This window comes from Haemophilus haemolyticus (genome assembly GCF_003493605.1).
Lineage (GTDB): Bacteria > Pseudomonadota > Gammaproteobacteria > Enterobacterales > Pasteurellaceae > Haemophilus > Haemophilus haemolyticus_J.
Genome location: NZ_QQKA01000001.1, coordinates 318,792 through 343,304 on the forward strand (window position 1 = coordinate 318,792; position 24,513 = coordinate 343,304).

The 24,513-nt window shown below is 38.2% G+C and carries 20 protein-coding genes and 2 tRNA genes; 5 read left to right on the forward strand and 17 right to left on the reverse strand.

Translation table 11 applies throughout. The annotated features are described in order from the left end of the window. Positions 1-15: 15 nt before the first annotated feature. The 7 genes from DV424_RS01470 to modA all read right to left on the reverse strand — a co-directional run bounded on the left by DV424_RS01470 (position 16) and on the right by modA (position 7,841). Positions 16-2,595, reverse strand: coding sequence for a fimbria/pilus outer membrane usher protein (locus tag DV424_RS01470; RefSeq protein WP_118858815.1), 2,580 nt, complete (start codon positions 2,593-2,595; stop codon positions 16-18). Between the two features lie 520 nt (positions 2,596-3,115). After that, positions 3,116-3,823 (reverse strand): fimbria/pilus periplasmic chaperone, encoded by a 708-nt coding sequence (locus DV424_RS01475; protein ID WP_118791714.1) that lies wholly within the window; start codon positions 3,821-3,823, stop codon positions 3,116-3,118. Positions 3,824-3,901: 78 nt separating this feature from the next. Next, complete coding sequence (locus tag DV424_RS01480; RefSeq protein ID WP_239993561.1) at positions 3,902-4,507, reverse strand: fimbrial protein; 606 nt, start codon at positions 4,505-4,507, stop codon at positions 3,902-3,904. Positions 4,508-4,733: 226 nt separating this feature from the next. After that, the gene (locus tag DV424_RS01485; RefSeq protein WP_118858817.1) at positions 4,734-5,075 is read right to left on the reverse strand and encodes a hypothetical protein; all 342 of its coding nucleotides are present in this window, start codon (positions 5,073-5,075) and stop codon (positions 4,734-4,736) included. Between the two features lie 109 nt (positions 5,076-5,184). Beyond that, positions 5,185-6,240, reverse strand: coding sequence for a molybdenum ABC transporter ATP-binding protein ModC (modC, locus tag DV424_RS01490; RefSeq protein ID WP_118858818.1), 1,056 nt, complete (start codon positions 6,238-6,240; stop codon positions 5,185-5,187). Further along, positions 6,227-6,955, reverse strand: a complete 729-nt coding sequence (modB, locus tag DV424_RS01495) for a molybdate ABC transporter permease subunit (RefSeq protein ID WP_005628423.1) — start codon at positions 6,953-6,955, stop codon at positions 6,227-6,229. The genes modC and modB overlap by 14 nt, the downstream gene beginning before the upstream one ends. Positions 6,956-7,076: 121 nt before the next feature. Then, positions 7,077-7,841: a molybdate ABC transporter substrate-binding protein gene (gene modA, locus DV424_RS01500; protein WP_118858819.1), complete on the reverse strand. Its 765-nt coding sequence runs from the start codon at positions 7,839-7,841 to the stop codon at positions 7,077-7,079. 137 nt (positions 7,842-7,978) lie between these two features. Between modA and DV424_RS01505 the strand changes: the two genes are divergently transcribed. Further along, positions 7,979-8,746 carry a TOBE domain-containing protein gene (locus tag DV424_RS01505; RefSeq protein WP_118858820.1) on the forward strand — a complete coding sequence of 256 codons (768 nt, stop codon included), beginning with the start codon at positions 7,979-7,981 and terminating at the stop codon, positions 8,744-8,746. Between the two features lie 94 nt (positions 8,747-8,840). Here DV424_RS01505 and DV424_RS01510 read toward each other — a convergent pair whose 3' ends face one another. The 7 genes from DV424_RS01510 to rsgA form a co-directional block, all read right to left on the reverse strand. Further along, positions 8,841-9,296 (reverse strand): NfeD family protein, encoded by a 456-nt coding sequence (locus DV424_RS01510; RefSeq protein WP_114891784.1) that lies wholly within the window; start codon positions 9,294-9,296, stop codon positions 8,841-8,843. Between the two features lie 83 nt (positions 9,297-9,379). Further along, positions 9,380-10,297, reverse strand: coding sequence for an SPFH domain-containing protein (locus DV424_RS01515; protein WP_118858821.1), 918 nt, complete (start codon positions 10,295-10,297; stop codon positions 9,380-9,382). A 79-nt stretch (positions 10,298-10,376) separates the two neighbouring features. After that, a complete protein-coding gene (manA, locus tag DV424_RS01520) occupies positions 10,377-11,576 on the reverse strand; it encodes a mannose-6-phosphate isomerase, class I (protein WP_118858822.1) in 1,200 nt (399 codons plus the stop codon). A 197-nt stretch (positions 11,577-11,773) separates the two neighbouring features. Further along, complete coding sequence (crr, locus tag DV424_RS01525; protein WP_118781615.1) at positions 11,774-12,274, reverse strand: PTS glucose transporter subunit IIA; 501 nt, start codon at positions 12,272-12,274, stop codon at positions 11,774-11,776. Positions 12,275-12,334: 60 nt separating this feature from the next. Beyond that, positions 12,335-14,062: a phosphoenolpyruvate-protein phosphotransferase PtsI gene (ptsI, locus tag DV424_RS01530; RefSeq protein ID WP_118858823.1), complete on the reverse strand. Its 1,728-nt coding sequence runs from the start codon at positions 14,060-14,062 to the stop codon at positions 12,335-12,337. A 78-nt stretch (positions 14,063-14,140) separates the two neighbouring features. Then, the gene (gene ptsH, locus DV424_RS01535; RefSeq protein ID WP_005628404.1) at positions 14,141-14,398 is read right to left on the reverse strand and encodes a phosphocarrier protein Hpr; all 258 of its coding nucleotides are present in this window, start codon (positions 14,396-14,398) and stop codon (positions 14,141-14,143) included. Between the two features lie 163 nt (positions 14,399-14,561). Next, on the reverse strand, positions 14,562-15,602 hold the full coding sequence (gene rsgA / locus DV424_RS01540; RefSeq protein ID WP_118858835.1) for a small ribosomal subunit biogenesis GTPase RsgA: 1,041 nt from the start codon (positions 15,600-15,602) through the stop codon (positions 14,562-14,564). 69 nt (positions 15,603-15,671) lie between these two features. Here rsgA and orn point away from each other — a divergent pair, with 69 nt between their 5' ends. From orn to DV424_RS01555, 3 genes are all read left to right on the forward strand, one after another. Then, a complete protein-coding gene (gene orn, locus DV424_RS01545; protein WP_114908912.1) occupies positions 15,672-16,220 on the forward strand; it encodes an oligoribonuclease in 549 nt (182 codons plus the stop codon). A 93-nt stretch (positions 16,221-16,313) separates the two neighbouring features. Continuing rightward, positions 16,314-16,389 (forward strand) — tRNA-Gly (locus DV424_RS01550). Positions 16,390-16,413: 24 nt separating this feature from the next. Beyond that, positions 16,414-16,489: transfer RNA gene (locus tag DV424_RS01555), tRNA-Gly, on the forward strand. A gap of 127 nt (positions 16,490-16,616) precedes the next feature. Here DV424_RS01555 and wecA read toward each other — a convergent pair. The 3 genes from wecA to glnD all read right to left on the reverse strand — a co-directional run bounded on the left by wecA (position 16,617) and on the right by glnD (position 23,265). Then, complete coding sequence (gene wecA / locus DV424_RS01560) at positions 16,617-17,684, reverse strand: UDP-N-acetylglucosamine--undecaprenyl-phosphate N-acetylglucosaminephosphotransferase (protein WP_118858824.1); 1,068 nt, start codon at positions 17,682-17,684, stop codon at positions 16,617-16,619. Between the two features lie 153 nt (positions 17,685-17,837). Continuing rightward, entirely contained in the window at positions 17,838-20,564 is a 2,727-nt protein-coding gene (locus DV424_RS01565; RefSeq protein WP_275045362.1) for a YadA-like family protein, read from the reverse strand. A gap of 109 nt (positions 20,565-20,673) precedes the next feature. Then, a complete protein-coding gene (glnD, locus tag DV424_RS01575) occupies positions 20,674-23,265 on the reverse strand; it encodes a bifunctional uridylyltransferase/uridylyl-removing protein GlnD (RefSeq protein WP_118858827.1) in 2,592 nt (863 codons plus the stop codon). Between the two features lie 449 nt (positions 23,266-23,714). Here glnD and DV424_RS01580 point away from each other — a divergent pair, with 449 nt between their 5' ends. After that, positions 23,715-24,245, forward strand: coding sequence for an REP-associated tyrosine transposase (locus tag DV424_RS01580; protein ID WP_118858828.1), 531 nt, complete (start codon positions 23,715-23,717; stop codon positions 24,243-24,245). Positions 24,246-24,513: the final 268 nt, after the last annotated feature.

Here is a 24,513-nt window from a genome sequence, read left to right on the forward strand (position 1 = left end):
CAGTTTATCCTCCATTTATTGACACACTTTTTCATATTGTTGCATTTGGGTGGCATTGTCTAAATTCACGCTGTAATCAAAATGGCATTGGTTTTGCTCGCCATTTCCCCAGCTGACTTTGATTGTGCCTTTTGGCTGTTGTAAACCACCAGCAAACAGCACACCATTTTGCACCACATAGCCGACAAATTGCCCTTGTTCGTCATAAGCTTCGGATGCCATTGGCAATAATTCGCCGTTAGTACGGGTTAAGTTAAACAGTACGAGGCGATTACGTTTAGTTTCAAAATCAATCACATGAATACTATTGGCTCGCGGAATAATTTTTTTCTCCGTACCATCAAATTCAATATTTAACGGTAAATTTTGCGGATCGATACCAATTTCATTAATGCGATAAGGCTGGGTGTAAGGCACAATGGCATTACCGAACCAATCCAACATTTGCCCTTGTCCGCTATTCACTTCCGCACCAGCTGCGCCATCTGCATGCACCACTGCAAAACTATCGCCAACAGATTCGCCAAAGGTTATTCCGTGGCGATGTGCAACCACGACACCAGATAAATTAGAACTCATTTGACGAGATCCACGATTATCTCTAGAAGCAGAAGCATCAAAGTCGAAATAAGAATTACGATAACTCATATTTGCTGACATATTGCGATATCCCTCTTGCCCAGAGTTGCCATATACGCCATAACTCCATTGACTATTTTTACCAAAACTTCCATTGATACCAATTTGGCTACTGCTATTACCTGCCGAATTCCGTGCGTAATTAGACGAAAGTGAATGGTTATGACCTAACGGCACGCTCATACTCAAATAAACTTGGTTATCGCGCTGCCCACTTTGTCGATCAATCGTTTGTGAAAAGCCGATTTGATAACTTAGCCATTTAAAACGATTCGCATAAGAGAGTTGATATTGATGATAACTGCCTGATTTATTCCAATAATTACGTGTTGCGCCAACTAAATATAAACTTCCCCATTTATCAAAATCTTGAATAATGGATAGTTGGTACTGATTTTTAGGGCGAGGCGATAACACAGAAAAAAAGCTTTTCCCAATGAAATGATTCGCATTAATCACGTCACTTAAACTATAAAAATCACGAGAAGAATAACGATAAGCTGCTAGCGTAATATTGGTGCGAGTGCGGTTAAAATTAATACTGTAATTACCATGTAAACTATAACCTTTTCGCACGCTTGGCTGTGTGTTCATTGCACCATTTTCATCCACAAGACTGTGCGGCAAAAAGGTACTACGAGTCCAAGTACTATCTACAGAAAACGCACCAATCGGGGTATTCAATCCTAACCCTAACGCACCTGACAAGTAATTTTTACTATAAGTCACGCCCGTATTAATGGTGATATTATTATACAAACCATATTGCAACATACTTTGTGCGACATTATCAGGATAGATTTCTTCCCCACTGCGATAACGCCCTGCAGCGACTTGATAGCGGAATTGTCCCATTCTAATTAGAGGGGCAACATTAGAAAACGGCACGATAAATGACCGCACTTTACCGTCTGCCTCTTTGATTTCCACCGTGAGATCGCCGTTATAGCCACTAGAATAAAGATCATCGATCACAAAAGGCCCAGGCGTGACATTAGTTTGATAAATGATATTGCCATTTTGATAAATGCTCACTACGGCATTACTATTTGCAATCCCCTGCACACGAGGCGCAAAGCCAAGTTGTGATGGCGAGAGCATTCGATCATCAGAGGAAATATCAATACCACGTAATGCAAACCCTTCGACCACTTGTCCAGATGTATAAAAATCGCCTAAAGTAACCAGCCCACGAATCGGTGCAAAATCTCTCTGTACATAGGTTTCGTAAGTTTGGTATGGCGTATTGTAGCTTTGCCCTTCACTTTGGCTCCAACTTTTTGAACCAGAATGACGAAATGCCCAATTACCTAAATTAACCCCTGTTCGCAAATTTAAAAACATTTGCGAAGATTGCGAACCTTGGTTTGCATAACGACTGTGGTTAATATTGTAATCAGCAAACGCTGCCACATCGCCTGTTTGCCAACGGCTTGGTGCAATATAATCGCGTGGACGATTGATGGTTAAAGCTTGTGCAATAGTAAATTCTAAACGCTGTTGCCCTGTGTTAAATACTGCTTTCCCGTCAGGAATTGCGTCTTGAATAAACACGCACTCATTCTCACTTGGTGAGAGTTTGATCGCGGCTGATTCTAAATCCAACAAGGCTTCTAATTCAGGGGTAAAACAAAGCTGTGCAAAAGGTATATTTGCATTTTCATTATCACGAAAACGCAATGCCATTTCGCCTTTTTCTTTGCCATTTACCCAAACAGCAGCGGGGTATTCTCCAGGTAATACGCTGTTTTTTTGTTGAAAACGTGCAACATCAATGTTAGAACCATTACCGCCCATATTCAGAAAGCCAGCACTAAATTCCACATCTTCATCTTCTACATTCAAGCTTTCTGGTGTATTTGGTACGTTTTCCGCCTTTGTATACAAGGGGAAAAAAGCCAATCCAATTAAAAAACCAATTAGACTTAAATGCGGATTAAAAGAAAATTCTCTCATAATATCTTGTCAATAATTACGTGGCTTACGCTCACGATAAAATGAATATAACCAACGATAACAATTTGAATTAAACGCGTGGGCTCACGCCCACCCTACATTAATCACTCTCACAACATTGAATATTGCTCATATCCATTACATTGAATATATTCATCACATCCCCCAAAACCTCGTAGGGTGGGCGTAAGCCCACGGTCAAATGAATATATTCATCACATCACCGCAAAACCTCGTAGGGTGAGCGTAAGCCCACGGTAAAGTGAATATATTCATCGCATCAACCCAAAACACCTCGTAGGGTGGGCATAAGCCCACGGTAAAATAAATATATTTCATCGCATCCCCCAAAGCCTCGTAGGGTGGGCGTAAGCCCACGGTAAAATGAATGTATTTCATCGCATCCCCTCAAAACCTCGTAGGGTGGGCGTAAGCCCACGGTAAAGTGAATATGACCAATCATAACCATTTGAGTTAAACGCGTGGGCTTACGCCCACCCTACATTAGCTATCTCAGCGGTTAATTGATGGTTGATTCGCCTGCTACGTCGCCGCCATAATCATTAATTAACGACCATTTCACTTTTTGTCCGTTATTTACACCTTTTACATTAAATTCTCCCTGGCTAAAAGGGGCGACCATCACGGCTTCAGGGGCGGATTTACCACCAACTGTGGCTTGTGTAAAAGTTAAATAATAAGGTGTTGGATTATCTGCCCAAAGTTTGCCGCCTTTGGCTTGCCAAGACACTTTTTTGTAGGCTTCTGCTGGTGGATAAGGCAAATTGCTTGGGCGGTAAAAGAGTTTTAAACGGCTACGCACCGAAAACTGCAAATAATTCGGGTTGTCTTTTAAATAGGCTTTACTTGGTTTAGGTGGAATATCCAATAAGTTAAAATAATAAAGCGATTCGCGATCTTGTGGTAAAGCTTGTGTGCCAGTAAAGGTGATACGCAAGGTTTGCCCTTGATTCCCCTCCACACGCGTGACGGGTGGCGTAATAATAAATGGCACCTGTGCTTGGCTGCCTTGTTTGTCTTCAATCCAGCTTTGCACCAAAGCAGGGGAAGAATCTTGATTATTCAATTGCACATTGAGACTGCTTTGATTCCCTGGGTAAATTAAACGCGTACCCAGAATAATCACACTAGCGTGAGCGGAAAAGGTGGCAAATAAACAGGATAAAATCGCAGAAATAAAAATAGATTTTTTAGAAAAGGACAACATACATCACTCTCTTAGCATAAATAATGATACCGAAAAGCCCACCAAAAGGTGGGCAAGGGAATAAACGTAATATTTTGATTACTCGTATGCTAAGTCTAATTCAGCTTCTGCTTTTACTTTACCTGCTTGAGATTGGCCTGTTGCGTAGTAACGGGCAAGGAAGTTTATCGCTGGCGTTGTAGAAAGATCAGTTACGCTTAATTTAGCATCAGCATCATTTTGTCCAATTTTTAATCCATTGCCGTTAATATTAGCAAATTGAATATTAACATTTGTAGCTGGATCATTAGTCTCAATATTTTTTAATGTAAACTGATTAGCAGTATCTACTTTTTCAGTATGGTTAAAAGTAACAGAGACTTTATTTTGAGTAGTTTGATGAACTGTACCTACATGTGGAGTATGAACGCCATTTGTAACGGTACAGTTTTCTAAATGAATAGTAACTAATTGTTGAGCTGCCACGTCACCTGTTTGTTTTAAACTATTTGTGCCTACTTTATCCAAAGTGACAACTTTATTTCTATCATTTGTAGAAATTTCACAAGTTTGAGTCACAACTTCACCATTAACGGTAATTTTTGCATGAGTTGCGGGTTGGTTTTGTGTTGTTACCGCCGTTGCAAACGCACTATTAGCACCAACCACCCCTAATGCTAATAAAGCTAAGATTGTTTTTTTCATTTTAAACATCCTATATAAAAACTTTAGAATAAATTTCATCCTAGATTGGATGACCACGTTTAAACCCGATAATTTAGAGTGAAAACTTAACTATTCTAAAAAAAAAAAAAAAAATGCAATCTGTATAAATATCAGGGTAATTTAATAAATTTCTTTATTTTTCTAGATATTAAGCAAAAAAAAACGCTTGTAATATAACTACAAGCGTTTTTTATATTATGTCGTATTAGTGTTTTATCAGGTATGCTGTTAATGCAACAATGGCACTTATAAATCCGAATAATTTCCAAAGTAATGCATTTTCAAGCTTTAATATATCTTGTTTTGTTGCTGTATTTTCATTAACCCATTTAATAGTAGCCTGTGTAGAATTATGAAGTTCTGATTTCATCACAACATTTTCATTAATATATGTTTTGAAATTATTTTCTAATTTTTCAATTTGATGATCTAGCATAGATGAAATTGAATCCTTTAAATTCTGTTCCAACTTCACTATATCATCTTGGCAAAGCATTTTATCTTCAAGTGAATTAAGTAATGACATATTTGAACCGTTATTATTCATATTCTCCCCCTTGATACTTCGGCAATTCTCTCATAATTTCAATTAAAATGTAAACTTATTATCTTAACATTCCATAAACATTTAAAAAAACAAAGTGAGGTCATTTTTACTACATAACTGACACCGCTTTAATTTGAACATAGACATCTTGCCCAACAGCAAAACGCAGTTCATTTTGCGCCCATTTACTAATACTTGCCCAAATCTTATGCCCTTCCACTAATACGGCAAGATCCACTCGAGAATCTTGTATCTCAATTTGTGTAACTTGACCACGTAAAATATTACGGATGCTTGTTTGTTCTGGCTTTTGTAGCGTGATAGAAACATCTGAACTATAAATACAAACTCGCACTCTCTCGCCTACATTTGCGGGCACTTGATGAATCCAAAGTACTTGTTCGCCTAAGGAAAGTGCGGTCATTTTATAAGGTGGATTATGCAAATGAACGGGCAAGGCAAGTACACTACTCTGTTCGCTTTCTCCTTTCCAAGGGGCAAAAATAGGACTATTCCAAATTTTTTCTACGCTGTCATAGGCTTTTACAATGCCGTTTTCCATCAGTACGACCCGATCAGCTAAACGCAACAGTTCGTCCAAGCTATGGGTAACATATAAAATCGGGATATTAATTTCTTTAGAAAGACGTTCCAAATATTGCATTAGCTCGCGTTTGCGGGGAACATCAAGGGCTGAAAGTGGTTCGTCCATCAGTAAAATGTCGGGTTCTGCCAATAATGCTCGACCAATTGCTACACGCTGCTTCTCACCACCAGAAAGCGTGAGCGGATAACGCTTTAATAAATGAGTAATACCGAGAAGATCGACAATATAATTAAAATCATCTTGCGAGACATTTTTCATGCCATATCTCAAATTGCCTTTCACGGTGTAGTGAGGAAATAAGCGCGCATCTTGGAATACATAGCCAATTTTACGCAAATGAGTCGGCAATGATTCTTGGCTTTCCATATCCACTAAAGTGCGGTCATTTAAACGGATGAATCCTTCGTCTGGTTGTATCAAACCACTGACGAGATTAATCAGCGATGTTTTGCCTGAACCAGACAAACCGAAAATTGCGGTTACGTCTTGATCTGGCACTTGTATATTCGCTTGCAAGGCAAGTTGCCCGAGCTGTTTTTTCACATTAATCTGCAACATTTCCTTGTCCTAATTTTTTCTGCATTCGCTTGCTCAACCACTCTGACAATAGCAAAGAAATCAATGAAAGAATGATAGCAAATAAACATAAGCGAGCGGTTTGTTCTTCTGCTCCCGGTGTTTGAATAAAAGAATACATCGCAAGTGGAATCGTTTGAGTTTCGCCTGCAATGTTCGATACAAACGTAATGGTCGCGCCAAATTCCCCCAATGATCGTGCAAAACCAAGCACGAGCCCAGCTAAAACTCCAGGTAAAGAAAGTGGCAAGGTTATTGTAAAAAATACACGCCAAGCGGAAGCGCCCAATGTTTGCGCTGCTTGCTCCAATTTAATATCAATATTTTCTAAAGAAAGTCGAATCGCGCGAACAACCAATGGAAAGGCAACCACTGCAGAGGAAAGCACCGCACCTTTCCAACTAAAACCAAAAGATAAGCCAAACCACTGATATAAATACTTACCAATGAAACCATTTCGCCCCATTGCAACTAACAATAGATAACCAATAACCACAGGTGGCAATACTAAAGGCAAATGAATCACGCCAGTAATAAGGGATTTGCCATAGAAGTTTTTGCGCGCTAAGAGCCACGCGACAAAAATGGCTAACGGCAAACTCCAAAGCATAGAACTAACAGCGACACTCAGGCTTAAATTAATCGCTGAGATTTCCATTGGCGTCAGATTGAAAAATGAAAAAATTTGGGTAAGCAAAATAAATAGCCTCTGTTTAAATGCCTGATTAATGGGAAAAATCCCACATTTACGAGAGATATAATAACGCTAATAACAAAGGGCAGAAATATCTGCCCTTAATAAATGTTAAAATGCCACCTTATTTTGCAGAGAAACCATACCCTACAAGCACTTTCTTCGCTGCATCTGATTCTAAATATTTCAAGAAATCGCGAGAATCCGCATTATCGTGACCTTTTACAATAGAAACAGGATAAACAACCGGTTTATGGCTATCCGCTGGGAAAACCGCAACCGTTTTAACTTGTTGGCTCACTTTTGAGTCAGTGCTGTACACAATACCGTAAGGTGCTTCTGCACGTTCAACTAAAGCCAATGCACCACGCACATCTTTAGCACGCGCTAAACGATCTTGCACTTTATCCCATAAATTTAATTTGGTTAATGCTTCTTCTGCATATTGGCCAGCAGGTACGTGCGCAGGATCGCCAACAGATAAATAGCTATCTTTTAAGGCATTAATCCATTCACCTTTTGCAATATCCACAGAATTTACCGCACTTTTTGCTGGTGCGATTAAGACTAAATCATTACCCACTAAAACTTTTTCGGTTTCTTTCACGGTTAAATCTTTTTCAGAAAGATATTTCATCCATTTATTGCTTGCAGAAACAAAAATATCTGCTGGCGCGCCTTCTTCAATTTGTTTTGCTAAAGTTGAAGAAGAAGCGAAAGAAAACACTACTTCATTTTTCGGATTTTGTTTTGCGTAATCTTTTGCGACTTGTTGTAAAGCATCCGTCATTGAAGCCGCTGCAAATACAGTCACTTTAGCGGATGCCGCAAAAGAAAAGCCTAATCCTGCGATTAAAAGTGCGGTTGAAATTTTCGTTAATTTTTTCATAAATCATCTCCTATGATTAAACGTTATTTACTTAATTATATATTGAAATAAATAACAATCATATAGCAAAAGAAAAATTATTTAGTAAAATATATAACGCTTAGGCTTACCACTTAGGATTACTTAGGGACAGCAAAATGAAAAATACCGAGATCTTACTCACCATTAAACTTCAACAAGCACTTTTTATCGATCCAAAACGAGTGCGTTTACTCAAAGAAATTCAACAATGCGGTTCGATTAATCAGGCCGCTAAAAACGCAAAAGTGAGTTATAAAAGTGCGTGGGATCATTTAGAAGCAATGAATAAAATCAGTCCTCGCCCATTGCTTGAACGAAATACAGGTGGAAAAAATGGCGGAGGTACGGCGCTTACCACTTATGCCGAGCGTTTGCTACAGCTTTATGATTTATTAGAACGTACGCAAGAACACGCTTTTCATATCCTACAAGATGAATCCGTGCCGTTAGATAGTTTGCTCACGGCAACTGCCCGTTTTTCTTTACAAAGTAGCGCACGCAATCAATTTTTTGGGCGAGTGGCACAACAACGAATCATTGACTCTCGTTGTGTTGTGGATGTGAATGTGCAAGGATTACCAACGCCGTTGCAAGTTTCTATTACTACCAAAAGCTCGGCGCGCTTGAAACTGATTACAGAAAAAGAAGTGATGCTGATGTTCAAAGCCCCTTGGGTCAAAATTAGTGAACAACCATTGGGAAATCAATCTAATCAGTTCCCTGTAAATATCAAATCACTAAATGAAGAAGAAGCCATCCTTCAATTTGCTGAAAGCGATATTGAATTTTGTGCCACAGTCCACCAACCAAATCAATGGAAAATCGGGCAACAGGTTTGGATTCATATTGATCAAGAGCAAATTATTTTAGCGACCCTAGGTTAATCCCAAAGTACGGTAAATTTTGGAAGATCATTTTGATCATACACAAAAAAACAGGCTTGATGCCTGTCTTTTTGTTATTAATTAAAATCCTAAACTAATTAGAAATATTTTTTACAATTAGCGTAATTCCATCCACACGTTCAACTTCAATCAATGCGCCAACCGTGAGATTATCGCCTTGAATACGCCAAGTTGTATCACCAAAAGCACCTCGACCAATTCCATTTGCGCCAAGATCTTGAACAATGCCTTGCTTACCAAGTAAGGCATGATCACGTTGATTTAATGTTGAATGAGATTGATCATGGCGATCTTTACCATGTTGATATTTCCACCAAATCACAGAAAGTATGCAAGCTAATAGCGCGTAAAAAATAGCAAGTGAGGCAAGAGAAAGGCTTGGAAAAAGAAATTGTACAAATGCCGTCACTAAAGCTGCTAATCCCCACCATAGTAAAAATATCCCGGGTGTAAGCACTTCACCAATAAGCAAAATAAAGCCTAAAATCAGCCAATGCCAAAGCGTCCAATTTATTAACCAATCCGTCATAGATTCTCCTATTTGTTATAAGGGCTTTTCATTACAAAAGTGCGGTGATAAACGATTAAAAAAATCACCGCACTTTATCTAAATTAAGATTTTTTATCGCCCTTTAATAACTCCGCAATACCAGCAACAGAACCAATTAAATTGCCTGCTTCTAATGGCATAAGCACGACTTTACTGTTTTCTGAACTACCGATCTCTTTCAATGCTTCCGTGTATTTTTGTGCAATAAAGTAGTTAATCGCTTTGGTGTCACCGCTGGTAATTGCTTCTGATACCATTTGCGTTGCTTTTGCTTCAGCTTCTGCGGCTCGTTCTCGGGCTTCAGCTTGTAAAAAGGCTTCTTGTCGCTCCCCTTCCGCTTTTAAAATTCTAGCTTGTTTTTCACCTTCAGCACGGAGAATCTGAGCTTGGCGAATCCCCTCAGCCTCTAATACTTCAGCACGTTTATTTCGTTCCGCTTTCATTTGAGCATTCATTGAATCAATCAATTCACGAGGCGGACGAACATCACGAATTTCAATACGGGTTACTTTAATCCCCCATGGATTTGTCGCTTCATCCACAATAGCCAATAATCGACTATTAATAGAATCACGTTGGGAAAGCATTTCATCAAGCTCCATCGAGCCAAGCACGGTTCGAATATTTGTCATGGTTAAATTGATGATAGCTTGTTCCAAATGATTCACTTCATAAGCCGCACTTCGCGCATCAATTACTTGCACAAAACAAACCGCATCAATAGAAACATTGGCGTTATCTTTAGAAATCACTTCTTGGGAAGGAATGTCTAAAACTTGTTCCATCATATTAATTTTACGACCAATACGATCAACAAAAGGCACCACTAAATTTAGCCCAGGCATTAATGTTCTTGTGTAACGACCGAAACGTTCGATTGTCCAGTTATAGCCTTGTGGTACGGTTTTCACTGTAGAAAACAAAATTAATGCGACTAATATCACAAAAATTAATGTGGAAATAGCAAATCCATCAAGCATATTTTTCTCCTTTAGTGGATAGATTGTATAAAAAGTCTATCAAATCCACCCGCACTTTTATAGCCTATTTTGTATAAAATTAAGGCAATTTTGCCACCACTGCATAGCCTTCAATTAAGCCTTCCACTTCATAAGCCGCACCTGCAGTAATGAAAGCTGCCTCACCTTTTTTCAAAGAAAGTGCAGTCGTTTCTGAGCGTAGATTTAACTGCCCCTTCATCACCAATAAAATACTCGCACTTTGTGCTTTTAAATGATGAGTTTCACCACATTCATATTGAATATTTTGCAAAGCGAAATCTTGCGCCGGCGTAGCATAAGTAAATATACGCGCGTCTTGAGGTGCCGACGGGATAATTTTAGGCGCTACTTCACGACAATCTACAATTTTAAGCAATTCTGGAATATCCACATATTTAGGCGTTAAACCACCGCGAATCACATTATCTGAACAAGCCATCAGTTCGATATTTTGCCCACGCAAATAAGCGTGTGGAATGCCCGCATCTTGGTAAATTCCCTCGCCTTTTTTGAGGTGCACAATATTAAACAAATAGAAACAAATTAAACCTGCATCTAATTTATCTAAAGAAATATTCATTGCATCAATGGTGTAAAGCACCCAATAATCTGGATTAGTTAAATCCAGATTATTAGCCTCATAAGCTGCTTGATTCTCTAACAGAATTGGAGCAAGCCATTGGTGTAATTGAGCTTGTTCTGCTTGCATAATATCGGCATAGAAAGCATGTAAATCTTGTTCATGCAATTTTTTTGCAAGCGGGACTAAAGATGATCGTGCCTCTAAAGTTTTGATAATATCCAATTTATTTTTAAAACCATGCAACAACCAGAAATCAGATAAAGCAATCATCATTTCAGGTTTATGATTGTTATCTTTATAAGTACGTGTTGGTGCTTTTAAATCAATGCCTTTCGCATTTTCTTCCGCAAAGCCTATTTCAGCTTGCGTTTTTGTTGGATGAAGTTGAATAGAAAGAGGCTGGGCTACATCAAGAATTTTTAATAAATAGGGTAATTCATCACCAAAACTTGCTCGGCTTTGTGCACCAAGTGCGGTAGGATTTTTCTGTAAAAATTCAGTAAATAATACATTTTCACCATCGACTTCAATGGTTGAAGGCGCAGAATGATGTGCGCCTAACCACCATTCAGCATAATATTGATTTTCTTCTGCAGGAATATTCAGTAATTGAGGAATATATTGATGCCCTCCCCATACATAATTTTGGAGTGAGCCAGTGAGTTTATAGATCATTGTTTATTTCCATTTTAACTAACGTAATTTTTTTACCGTGGGTAAGTATACCCACGGTTAGTTATAGTCGTTCCTCTTTGAGGAACCTCACACTACCCCAACGGGGTAGCACTTAAATTAGCCTAGGGTATACTTACCCTAGGTACTATAATAAATAAAAAATCCGCACAAAGGCGGACTTTTTTATCGTAAAGAAATTATTTAGTTAAGCTTAATACCACTGACTCTCCAGCGACGACTTCACCTGATTTTTTCACGATGCAAGAAATTTCATCCATATTGGAAATAACAATGGGAGTTAACACAGATTTTGCTTTTGATTCTAATAAAGGAAGATCAAATTCAATCACAGTATCTCCACGTTTAACTGATTGACCTTCATGTGCAATACGAGTAAAACCTTCACCTTTCAGCTCAACGGTATCAATACCAAAGTGTACAAATAATTCTACACCTTCTTTTGATTCCATTGAGAAAGCATGGTTGGTTTCAAAAATTTTACCAATCACACCATCCACCGGCGCAACGATTTTGTTACCGGTAGGGCGAATAGCAACACCATCACCCACGATTTTTTCAGAGAAAACTACATCGGGAACATCTTCAATATTTACAATATCACCAGAGATAGGTGCATAAATTTCAACTTCCACAGATTTGTTTTCTTTTGAACCGAATAACTTGTCAAATAAGCCCATTTTAATCTCCTATCAATTCATAGATGGCTGTTATTTTAACGTAAAATCAAACAATTTTGTTTAATTTAATACATTTTCCGCCAAAAATTCTTCGATTAACTGCTCAATTTCCGAAGCGGTCGGTTTTTGTAATGCGGCATTAGCAAGGGCTTTTGCATCTTGGAAATTCACATTACGGATTAACTTTTTAATTCTAGGTACAGAAATCGCACTCATACTAAATTCATCTAATCCCATACCAAGTAACAATAAGGTTGCACGTTCATCACCGGCTAATTCACCGCACATTCCCGTCCATTTGCCCTCTGCGTGAGAAGCATCAATCACTTGTTTAATTAGACCAAGCACAGATGGCTGCATCGGATTGTAGAGATGCGAAATTAACTCATTGCCTCGATCCACCGCCAAAGTATATTGAGTTAAATCGTTAGTACCGATACTGAAGAAATCTACTTCTTTTGCTAAGAATTTTGCATTTACAGCAGCGGACGGTGTTTCAACCATTACCCCCACTTGAATATGCTCATCAAACGCTTTACCTTCCGCACGTAATTCCGCTTTTAATGTTTCAATAACCGCTTTTAATTCTCGAATTTCTTCTACAGAAATAATCATCGGGAACATCACCGCCAATTTACCAAATGCTGAAGCACGCAACACCGCGCGTAATTGTGCATTTAAAATTTCACGGCGATCTAACGCAATACGAATCGCACGCCATCCTAAGAATGGATTCATTTCTTTTGGTAAATCTAAATATGGAAGCTCTTTATCGCCACCAATATCCATAGTACGAAGCACGGTTAAACGCCCGTTCATTGCTTCTACCACTTCTTTATAGGCAATGAATTGTTCTTCTTCCGTCGGAAGCTGTTCACGATCCATAAATAAGAATTCAGTTCGGTATAAACCGATACCTTCCGCACCATTGCGATCTGCCCCTTCACAATCACGGATTGTCCCGATATTCGCGACCACATCAACTTTATGTCCATCCAAGGTGATTGCTGGAAGATCTTTTAATTTAGCTAACTCGGCTTTTTCCTGAGAAATTTTAGCTTCAAGTGTTTTTAATTCATCAATCTGAGATTGTGTTGGATTGATATAAACTTGATTATTTATGGCATCTAAAATTAAGTAATCACCCGTATTGACTAATTCGGTCACATTATTTGTGCCTACAATCGCTGGTAATTCTAAAGAACGCGCCATAATAGAAGTATGAGATGTTCTACCACCAATATCAGTGACAACCCCTAATACTTTTTCAAGATTAAGCTGGGCAGTTTCTGATGGAGTCAGATCATAAGCGACAAGGATTGATTCTTCTTGAATATCGCCAAGATCTACTATGTACATGCCCAAAATATTTTTAATTAAACGGTTACCAATATCACGAATATCACCAGCACGCTCTTTTAAATATTCATCATCGATCTCCGACAACATTGTGACTTGTTGATCAATAATTTTGCTCGCTGCAACTGCGGCATTAACTTTATTTGAACGAAGATAATCAAGAATTTCTTCTTCTAATTCTTCATCCTCAAGAATCATCAAGTGACCTTCAAAGATTGCAGCTTTTTCTTCGCCTAAAGAAATTAATGCACGCTCTCTGATTGAATTAAGTTGTTCCACCGCCGCGCTACGTCCTTCGTAAAATCGAGCGACTTCTGCGTCAATTTGATCATCAGTAATTTTTTGTGTATCAAGAACAATCTTTTCTTCTTTAAGAACAAGTGCCTTACCAAAGGCAATACCAGGTGATGCGAGAATACCAGAAATCATAGATACCTTCCGAAATAATTAAAAAGGAATAGATAAACAATAGCCATAAAATTTCACAATTTTATGGCTAAGTAAGAATTATTCTAAAGTTGGAATCAAAGCGACTAAATGCTCAACTGCCTGCTGCTCATCTTCGCCTTCAGCAGAAATGGTGATCACCGTACCCTGTGTTAAACCTAGTGTTTGTAGCTTAAACAAACTTTTTGCACTTGCGCTCTTACCAGCAGATGTTACTGTGATATCAGAAGAAAATGCTTTGGCTTCTTTCACAAATTGTGCTGCTGGACGAGTGTGTAAACCGTTTGGCGCGGTGATTTCAACATCTTTTGAGTACATAATGCTACCTCTCTACTAAATAATAGTTAAAAAAATACAAAGATAAAATCCGCCTTAGTATCCTTGTTCAAAAGCGAATAATCAAGAATAAACACTAAAAAAATTGAATTAGATCATAAAAAAACGCAGGATTTGTTTATTTATCATCCAGCTTGCGCAATCGTTAAACTGCTGAAAAATGACGTTGTGATTTTGTTTCACTTAAACTTTCAATTAATCGATGATAATTATCATAACGAACAAGCGAAATCTTGCCTTGCTCGACGGCTTCACGTAACGCACACCCTGGATCGCTCAAATGTTTACAATCACGGAATTTACAGGTGCCTAATACATATTGAAATTCTCGATACCCTTTTGTGATTTGCTCCGCATCTAAATGCCAAAGCCCAAATTCTCTAATTCCTGGTGAATCAATTAAATTACCACCTTGTGGCAAATGATACAGACGCGATGAGGTCGTGGTATGCTGTCCTAAGCCTGATGTTTCACTCACGTCTCCCACTTGAGCATTTACGCTAGGCAAAATATGATTAATTAAACTCGATTTACCGACACCAGATTGCCCAACAAAAATCGCCGTGCCTTGTGCCAAAAGTGCGGTTAATTTTTCCATATTTTCACCGCTCTTTGCTGAAAGCATTAAAATTTCATAGCCAATATCTTGGTAAATTTTAAGTTGTTCTTCAATTTCTTGACGCTGTTCCTGCGCCAATAAATCCACTTTATTCAAAACAATTAATGGCTTGATTTCAGCTATTTCACACACAACAAGATAACGATCGATAATATTTAAGGAAAGCGTTGGCAACACCGCTGATACAATAATAATACGATCAACATTCGCCGCGATGGGTTTCAAACCATCGTAATAATCTGGGCGAGAAATTTCATTTTCTCGCGGATGAATCGCCTCAATCACGCCACTCACACCTTGTAACTGCTCATTGCCTTTACGCCAAACAACTTTATCTCCCACCACCAAACTCGACAAGGTACGGCGCAAATTACAACGATAAATTTCGCCCTGTTCATTTTCTACATCTGCGTGAATAGAATAACGTGTGACCACAACGCCTTCTTGCGATTCGCCCAGCATTTCATCTGACCATTCAGCCTCTTTTTTCTTATGGCGATGCAATGTTTTCGCATTATTCGATTGAATTCTTCTAGTTTGGTTTTGAGTTAATTTACGTTTAGCCATAAAAGTGCGGTCGTTTTTTCCCTTGTTTTTGGTAAAATGAAAAAAATTTTGCATAGGATACCTGATATTATGCCATTCGATAAACAAAATCTTATTTGGATTGATTTAGAAATGACCGGTTTAGATCCGGAAAAAGAACGTATTATTGAAATTGCCACTATCGTAACAGATAAAAATTTAAACATTTTGGCAGAGGGCCCAGTATTAGCGGTTCATCAGTCTGATGAATTACTCAATAAAATGAATGATTGGTGCCAAAAAACACATAGTGAAAATGGCTTAATTGAACGCGTAAAAGCCAGCAAACTCACCGAACGTGCAGCAGAATTGCAAACCTTAGACTTTTTAAAAAAATGGGTGCCAAAAGGTTCGTCGCCAATTTGCGGTAACAGCATTGCCCAAGATAAACGCTTCTTAGTGAAATATATGCCTGATTTAGCTGATTATTTTCATTATCGCCATTTAGACGTAAGTACATTAAAAGAACTTGCTGCACGTTGGAAACCTGAAATTTTAGAAGGCTTTAAAAAAGAGAATACGCATTTGGCGCTAGATGATATTCGAGAATCAATTAAAGAGTTGGCTTATTATCGCGAACATTTCATGAAATTAGATTGACGAAAACTTCAACAAAAAATTGCTTTTTATGAAATTGCCCTTGCAAGCCCTAAAAATATTTGTATAATGCGACCTCATTCACTGATGTGAACTGCGGGAATAGCTCAGTTGGTAGAGCACAACCTTGCCAAGGTTGGGGTCGCGAGTTCGAGCCTCGTTTCCCGCTCCAATTTCACATTATAAAAGCATTATTGCGGGAATAGCTCAGTTGGTAGAGCACGACCTTGCCAAGGTCGGGGTCGCGAGTTCGAGCCTCGTTTCCCGCTCCAAATTTCAATCCCTAGCCAAAAGGCTGGGGATTTTTTCTATCTACAAAACATATCGACCAAACTCTAAAGTGCGGTGAATTTTCTCAAAAAATAAAGGCTTGTAATTTAATAACACAAGCCTTTATTTTTATGCTTTCTTCAATCGTTTTGCGCGACGTTTCATTCTTCTTACCCAACGGGTAATTCGCCATGCACGCGTAATTGAATACACATAAAGGAAAAATAAAATGAAAAAGCCGACAAACATCGCCCACTCATTCACATAATAAACTTCCCCTAAAATACCGATAGTTGCACACACTGCCGAAACAAACGTAATCAATAAAAAGGCTTGTCTTGATGTTAAACCCGCTCTCACCATTAAATGATGAACGTGTAAACGATCTGGACGGAATGGGCTTTTACCTTTACGTACACGGCGATAAATAATCGCAACCATATCAATCAAAGGAATCGCAATAATCCAAAGTGCGGTTACTGGATTCATAGGATGCCCTTTTCCTTGCGTACTCAATAACAAAATCCAAATAATGGTAAAGCCAATTAATGTACTCCCCGCATCCCCCATAAACACCTTATATTTCGGTCCAAATGGAATCCCTAGATTTAGCATCAAATAAGGTAAAATCGACACAATTAAAGCAAAACTCCAATGCGCCATATCCATTTGCCCATCTCGATACATTAAAATACCAATCGCCGCAAAAGAAACACAAGAAAGCCCACCGAGCAATCCATCAATACCATCAATCATATTAAAGGCATTAATAATCGCAATAGTGGCAAATACAGTGATAATCAGCCCAATAGACCCCAGCGTTAATTGGAAAGGCCCTAAAATTTGACCAAGATGATCAAGATAAACATTCCCAAGATCGATCATTAAAATTGCCAGAATTGCTTGAATGCCTGCTCTTAAAAAAGGGCTAATATCAAAGCGATCATCTAAAATCCCAATCGCCAATAAAACAAAAATACTGAACAAATAGAGATACGGTAATCGAAGTTGATCCCATTCCATCAGGTAATAGAAAAGATTTCCAACAAAAAGCGACACGCCACCGATTAGCGGAATTGCACCTTGATGACGTTTACGATAGTTTGGCTTATCAACTAATCCAATCCAATTGGCAATTGGTCGCATCACAATCAATGTTAAAAACGCGCCAAGAAAAGTAACAAAAATACTCAACATAATGTGATCCTAAAAATTTTTTGCAAAGGATAACATAAGGCAAATTTACCTAGAAATATATTTTTCAAGAACCACAATTTTTCACTTCAACGCCCGTATTTTTATAAAAAAATGCGGTCAAAATTGACCGCACTTTTACTTTTATCCTTTATTTTACCAGTGGAATCCTACACTTCCCCCCGCATTCACATCACTTCGGCTATTGACACTCGCTCCCAATTTAACCTCAATTTTGTTATTGGTTAAACGTCTGCCATAACCGACCGCTAATGCGTGCTCGCCTTTATAAGTGCCTACTGCCACAGAAACCGCAGACTCTCCAGCAAAATTTCCCCCTTGCAAGAAAGCAATCGCTGTCGCACCCGCAATCCCTGCCCGCAAATCTTTGTTCATTTTTTGCATATTGCGATCGAGTTGTTGAATAGATTGCTGATCTTTACGGATTTGCGCTTTCAAACTATCGTGTTCAGTACGAAGCTGTTGTAACTCTGCTTTACTCGCTCCGCTACTTAACATCTCAGCAAATTCAGTTTCGGATTTCCCATGGTTAGCAGGCAGTTCTTTCCAACTTTCATAAGCAGATTTTCCTTTCTCGCCTTTAAGACCTTGTTCTCCTTGTTCGCCTCGTTCGCCTTTAAGACCTCGTTCTCCTTGTTCGCCTTTTAATTCAGGCATTTGCTTAATGGCTTCTTTATCTAATGAAACAACGGTTTTTCCATCTTTTTCTTCTGCTTTCAAACCGCCTTCAAAAGTATAAAGTTTTGTAAAAAACGTTTTAAAGTTATCTTCTGTAAAAATGGTTTTACCGCTAGCCTTTAACACACCATCATCAGCGGTAAGTGAAACGGTTTTATCGCCCTCTCCCAATGTAACAGCAGTAAAACTTGGGGATTTCAACATTCCAATACGCAATACGCCACTATCGTTAAATGTCACTAAATTATCAGAAGTGTACTTTGCTTTATTATCATCGTTATAAACCAAACCACTTTTGCCCTGAATCTGCAAAATATTACCAATTTCTGTTTTAATTAGTTTATTTTGAGTGCTATCTTTAGTTTTATCATAATCATTCATCGCAAATGTTAAACCTGCGTTTTTTAATGATTTCAATTGAGCCACGTTTACCGCATCGGTGTCTTTTGTCCCTGCAGCAAGATTATTTAATTGGCGAGTAATTCCTTCTTCTTCATCGCCGAGAGAAACTGCCGCAGCAGTAGAAAGCCAAGTGCTAACTTCTTTACGTTTGGCTTTCAGTTCTGCTTGTTTGGTTTCATAAGTTACTTTCGCTTCGTCACGTTGTACTTTAGCAGTGCTACTTACTGGTGCGGACACGCCTAAACCATCTAAAAGTCCACCTAGATTTAGACCACCTAAACCAGGTATATTTTGAATGCCAAATCCTAGCAGTTTTTCATTTTCATAAGCTTTTTCTTTAGTTTCATAATTTTGTTTAGCTGTTTGTAAATCAGCTACTAGCTGTGCTTCGCCATCTTTAAATTTCTTCACTTGAGTTTGAATTTCATTATTAGTTAAATCAGTTAAGCCATAACCCTCTTTTAACCTATCCACCTGCGCAGATGAAGCACTCCCCAATGCCACCCCATTTGAAATAGAACTCTTAGCTCCTTCGCCTAAAACTACAGAACCTGCTGCATTTTCCGCTTTAGCACCATTTCCTAATACTAAAGCTCCTGCAGAAGTTGTTGCTGAAGCGTGATCGCCACCAACAAAAGCACTATCAGAACTTGTCACACTAGCTCTATTCCCTAAAACTACCGCTTTGTTTGATTTTTCTGATTCTGTCTTACTTCCCAATACAATCGTATTTTGGGAATTTACTGCTTTTGCTGCGAAACCAGTAACAATAGAAATATTTGAATTCGTTGCATTAGCTTCAACACCTTGCACAATGGCTTTTTCTGATTTATCTGCCTTTGATTTGAAACCAGTTACAATCGCTTTTTCTGATGAATTAACGGTTGTATTTACACCTGTGGCAATTGCATTTTTTGATGAACTAATAGTTGAATTTGAACCAGTTGAAATCGCATTTTCTGATGAATTAATCGTTGCATTTGAACCAGTTGCAATCGCATTTTTTGATGAACTAACGGTTGCATTTGCACCGGTGGCAATTGCTCTGTGAGAGCCTGTTATATTAGCTCCAACCCCCACTACTACAGTGTTATCAGAATTAACAGATGTTGCGTTATAACCACCAATAAAGGCATTAGAAGATTTATTAGAAGTTGCTTGCCAGCCTATTGCAACGGAATTTTGAGAGTCTGTTACATTAACATCTAAGCCTAAAGCCACTATTTTTCCAGATTTTTCTACTTTTGCATTAGTTCCTGCAGCTAAACTATACTCAGAATTAAGAACCTTGGCATTCTTACCTAAGGCTATTGAGTATGGAGATACTGTTACATTAGCATTTGCCCCCACAGCTATTGATGCAGCAGGATTATTAGTTGTCATATCCTTTGGGTGTGTATATTTCGTATCTGAATCTTTAACTAACGCATTAGGACCAATAGCAATACTTAACCGAGAATTCTCAATTTTAGCGTCATTATTTTGAGCTGTTCCGCTAGCTGTTACATCAGTATCATTGGTAATTTTTACATATTTTGTTAAATCACTTGTGGTGTCAGCAAGGGCGAGATGGGGCAGGCTTAGAGCATAAATACCTGCAATAAATGAAAATAATTGATGTGGACGAGTTAAAAGTCGATTACTATTTGCTTGCTTGCTTGCTTGCTTGCTTGCTTGCTTGCTTGCTTGCTTGCTTGCTTGCTTGCTTGCTTGCTTGCTTGCTTCGATTTTCATAATAAATTTTCCTGTGTCAAGTAAAAATAAGGCTGCGAATTCTAACATAAAACTGAATAAAAAATGTGTTTTAATTTACTTTCTTCTCTATTTATTTCCATTCATTAAAAAGAAACCTTTGCTTTGTTATTTTATATCATTGATAAAATAGAGATATTTACCTAATTTGCTGAATAATAACACGGTTCAATCTTTCCCTTTCCTCTCTCGCAAGTGCTTGCCCAAATTGGTTCGTCAAAATAAAAAAATCCTCGGCTTTCTCGCCCACAGTGGTAATTTTTGCATTCAATAAATTGAGATTTAACTCAGTGAAAATCTGGCTCACTTGCGCTAATAACCCAGGTTTATCCAACGCAACCAGTTCCATTTCAGTATGCTCTTTTTTGTTTTCATGTAAAAAACGAACGTCGGTTTGTACAGTGAAGTGTTGAAGCTGACGATTCGGCGTAATAGAAAGTACGGGTAATTTTTCACTTTGAAGAGCTACTGTTAGGGCTTGCTCTAGTTCTCGACGACGATCAAATTCCACTAATTCCCCGTTAAGTTCTGTGATGATAAAGCTATCAAAAACATAACCATCTTGTGTCGTAATAATCTGCGCATCATGGATACTGAATTTTTTTGCACCAATGGTACTCACCACTTTATTAAATAAATGCGGTTGATCTTGGCAATAAATAAACACTTCCGTACCGCCAAGTGAAAAGCGATTACTAATTTTCACTAATAATGCCTCAGCGAAATCCACCAACAAACTTGTATGCCACGCAATTTGTTTTGGCGTATTACGCACAAAATAATCTTCAGGACAACGAGCCCATAATTGCTCAATCGAGATTGGCGTAATATCGGAATAATCCTGCGTTAAAATTTGTTGTGCAAGTTTTCGGTTTTCTGCCGATTTTTCTGAGTAATCAAGCAATTCTTTCATGCCTTGTGCAAATTGTTGTTCGGTAAATTCATATAAAGAGGCAAAAAGCGAACGTTTCCAGCTATTCCATAAATTACCATTGGTTGCACAAATATCCGCCACCGTTAAACAAGTGAGATAATCTAATCGAACTTGATTTTGCACGGCTTCCGCAAAATTCATGACGACTTCAGGATCATGAATATCACGGCGTTGTGCAGTAATTGACATAAGCAAATGGGATTTTACGAGCCAAGCAAGAGTATCAATTTCTCGACGATCTAAATTATGTAATTGTGCAAAATTTGCCACATCCTCTGCACCAAGTTCTGCGTGATCACCGCCTCGCCCTTTTGCAATATCGTGGAATAACGCCGCAATATAAAGCAAAGTGCGGTCAGAAAGTTGGCTAAAAATTCGATGAGCAATAGGATGTTCTTTCGCACTTTCCTGTGACAGAAAACTTTCCAATTTCAACATCACACGCAATATATGCTCATCCACCGTATAAATATGGAATAAATCAAATTGCATTAAGCCCTCAATGGCTTGCCACTGCGGAAGATACGCTGTTAATACGCCATATTGGTGCATCGGCATAAACGCACGCTTAATTGCATTGGGTTGATTAAATAAACGTAAAAACTTTTCACGAGCCGCAGGAATTTCACATAATTTTTGTGGTAATTGCTCTAAGGAAATTTGTAATTGACGCAAGGTATCAGAATGAATATTGACCTGTTCGTACTGCGTTAAATAAAAGAATAGATCTAAAATTCGCTCTGGTTTTTCTTGAAAAACAAGGCTATTACGCAAACATAAACATTGGTTAATCAGTTGAAAATCATCGTCTAACTGTTCAATCACAGTAGCCTGATTTAATGAAAGCACATTTTCTCGATAATGCTGAATCAGCAAATTACTAATAAGGGAAATTCGGTGCAATGCTTGGAAAAAACATTTCATCATTTTTTCCACAGCTTGATTGCCATCCCCTCGAAAACCCAACAATTCACTGACTTTAATTTGACGATCAAACAACAGACGATTATCGTAACGTTTCAAAATCAAATGCAAAGCGAACCGCACTTTAAATAAAAATGCACGACTTTCTTGTAGTTGCTGATATTCTTGAGGATAAATAAAACCACTTTGTAAAATGGCTTCAAGGGTCAAAGCCCCCGAATGGTGCAACGCTACCCAATACAACAAATGCAAATCACGCAAACCACCGGGGCTGTACTTAATATCTGGCTCAAGGTTATAAGCCGTATTGTGATAACGCTGATAACGTTCTATTTGCTCTTGCACTTTGGCATTAAAAAAACCTTCTTTCGACCAAAAATCAGCACGTTTTACCAATTCATTTAGCGCATCAAAGTGCGGTCGATTTCCAGTGAGAAATCTTGCTTCTAATAAATTGGTGGCAATCGTAATATCTTGTTTTCCTTCCGATTCGCATTGTTCTAAGGTTCGAACACTATTTCCCACCTCAAAACCACAATCCCATAAAAATTGGATAAATTGGGTAATCTTTTCTTCGATCTCTGGGATTGGTGTTTGCTCGACTAAAATCAAAAAATCTAAATCCGACAAAGGAAACATCTCACGCCGTCCATAACCGCCTACAGCAATTAAAGAAATCCCCAGTTGTTCACTTAATCCCATTTCATGCCAAAGTTGAATCAATAAGGCATCATAAAAATCACAGCGATTTTCAATAAGCGCAAAAATGGAATAACGAGAAAAATTCTCGAGCTCAAATTGCTTGAGATTTTCTCGCTCAATTTTGACCGCACTTGGTGTGAGAGGAAAAGATAATGACAAAGGAAACAGCATGTTGATTGCCTTTTAGTGGTTCTAAGTGGTTTTATTATATATCCCGCATGGGCTTACGCCCACCCTACAATTTTAAGGAAAATCAAATGGCAAACGTAAGATGGGTATAAACCCACGCGTTAAAGCGTAATGCTCGTGTTATAAATATTTTCCTATATTTTCAACGTGGGCTTACGCCCACCCTACAATTTTAAGAAAAATCAAATAACAAACGTAAGATGGGTGTAAACCCACGCGTTAAAGCGTAATGCTCGTGTTATAAATATTTTCCTGTATTTTCAACGTGGGATTACGCTCACCCTACAATTTTAAGGAAAATCAAATGGCAGACGTAGGGTGGGCGTAAGCCCACGCGTTAAAATCTTGATACCTGTGTTATAATATTTTCCTATATTTCCTACAAAACCTCCCCCACCTTAGGGGTATATAAAATATATAAGGAACTTGATATGTCACGGTATCGACGCATGAAAGTTGAAAATGGTATGTATTTTATCACAGCGGTTTTGCAAAATCGTAAAGCGAATTATTTAATCCGCTATATTGATGAATTTCGTGCAGCTTATAAAGAAACACAATCACATTGCCCATTTGAAACTATCGCTCTCTGTATTTTGCCCAATCATTTTCATTTGATTATGCAACTACCTGAAAATGATATGAATTTTTCTAAACGAATACGTTTATTAAAATTAAATTTTACAAAACGTTTACCCTTAGAATGTCGCCAACCAACAGCAAGTCATATCAAACGCAGAGAAGCTGGTATTTGGCAACGCCGTTTTTGGGAACATTTAATTCGTGATGATCAAGATTTAGTAAATCATTGGGATTATATTTACTACAATCCCGTAAAACACGGTTATGTGCAAGCTGTGAAAGATTGGGCGTATTCATCTTTTCATCGTGATGTTAAAAGAGATATTTTTCCCGAAGATTGGGATGGTAATCCTAAATTGATGATTAAGGGAGAAATATAATAATTTAGCCCAGCCTATAATAGCCTATAATATAGAACACTGCGTGGGCTTACGCCCACCCTACAAAACCTATGCTACCCCACAAGACCTAAGGCACCTTACAAAATTCATAGAATTCTTATTAATAAAAAAGGGCGTATATGATCTGCACCCCAAAAGTTGGACTAAATAACCAACTCACTAAGGTGCAGATTTTTTATGACCAAATACAATTTTCTTTTCAAGCAACAAGTCATCGAATTTTATCTTCAAAATGGTAAAAATAGTT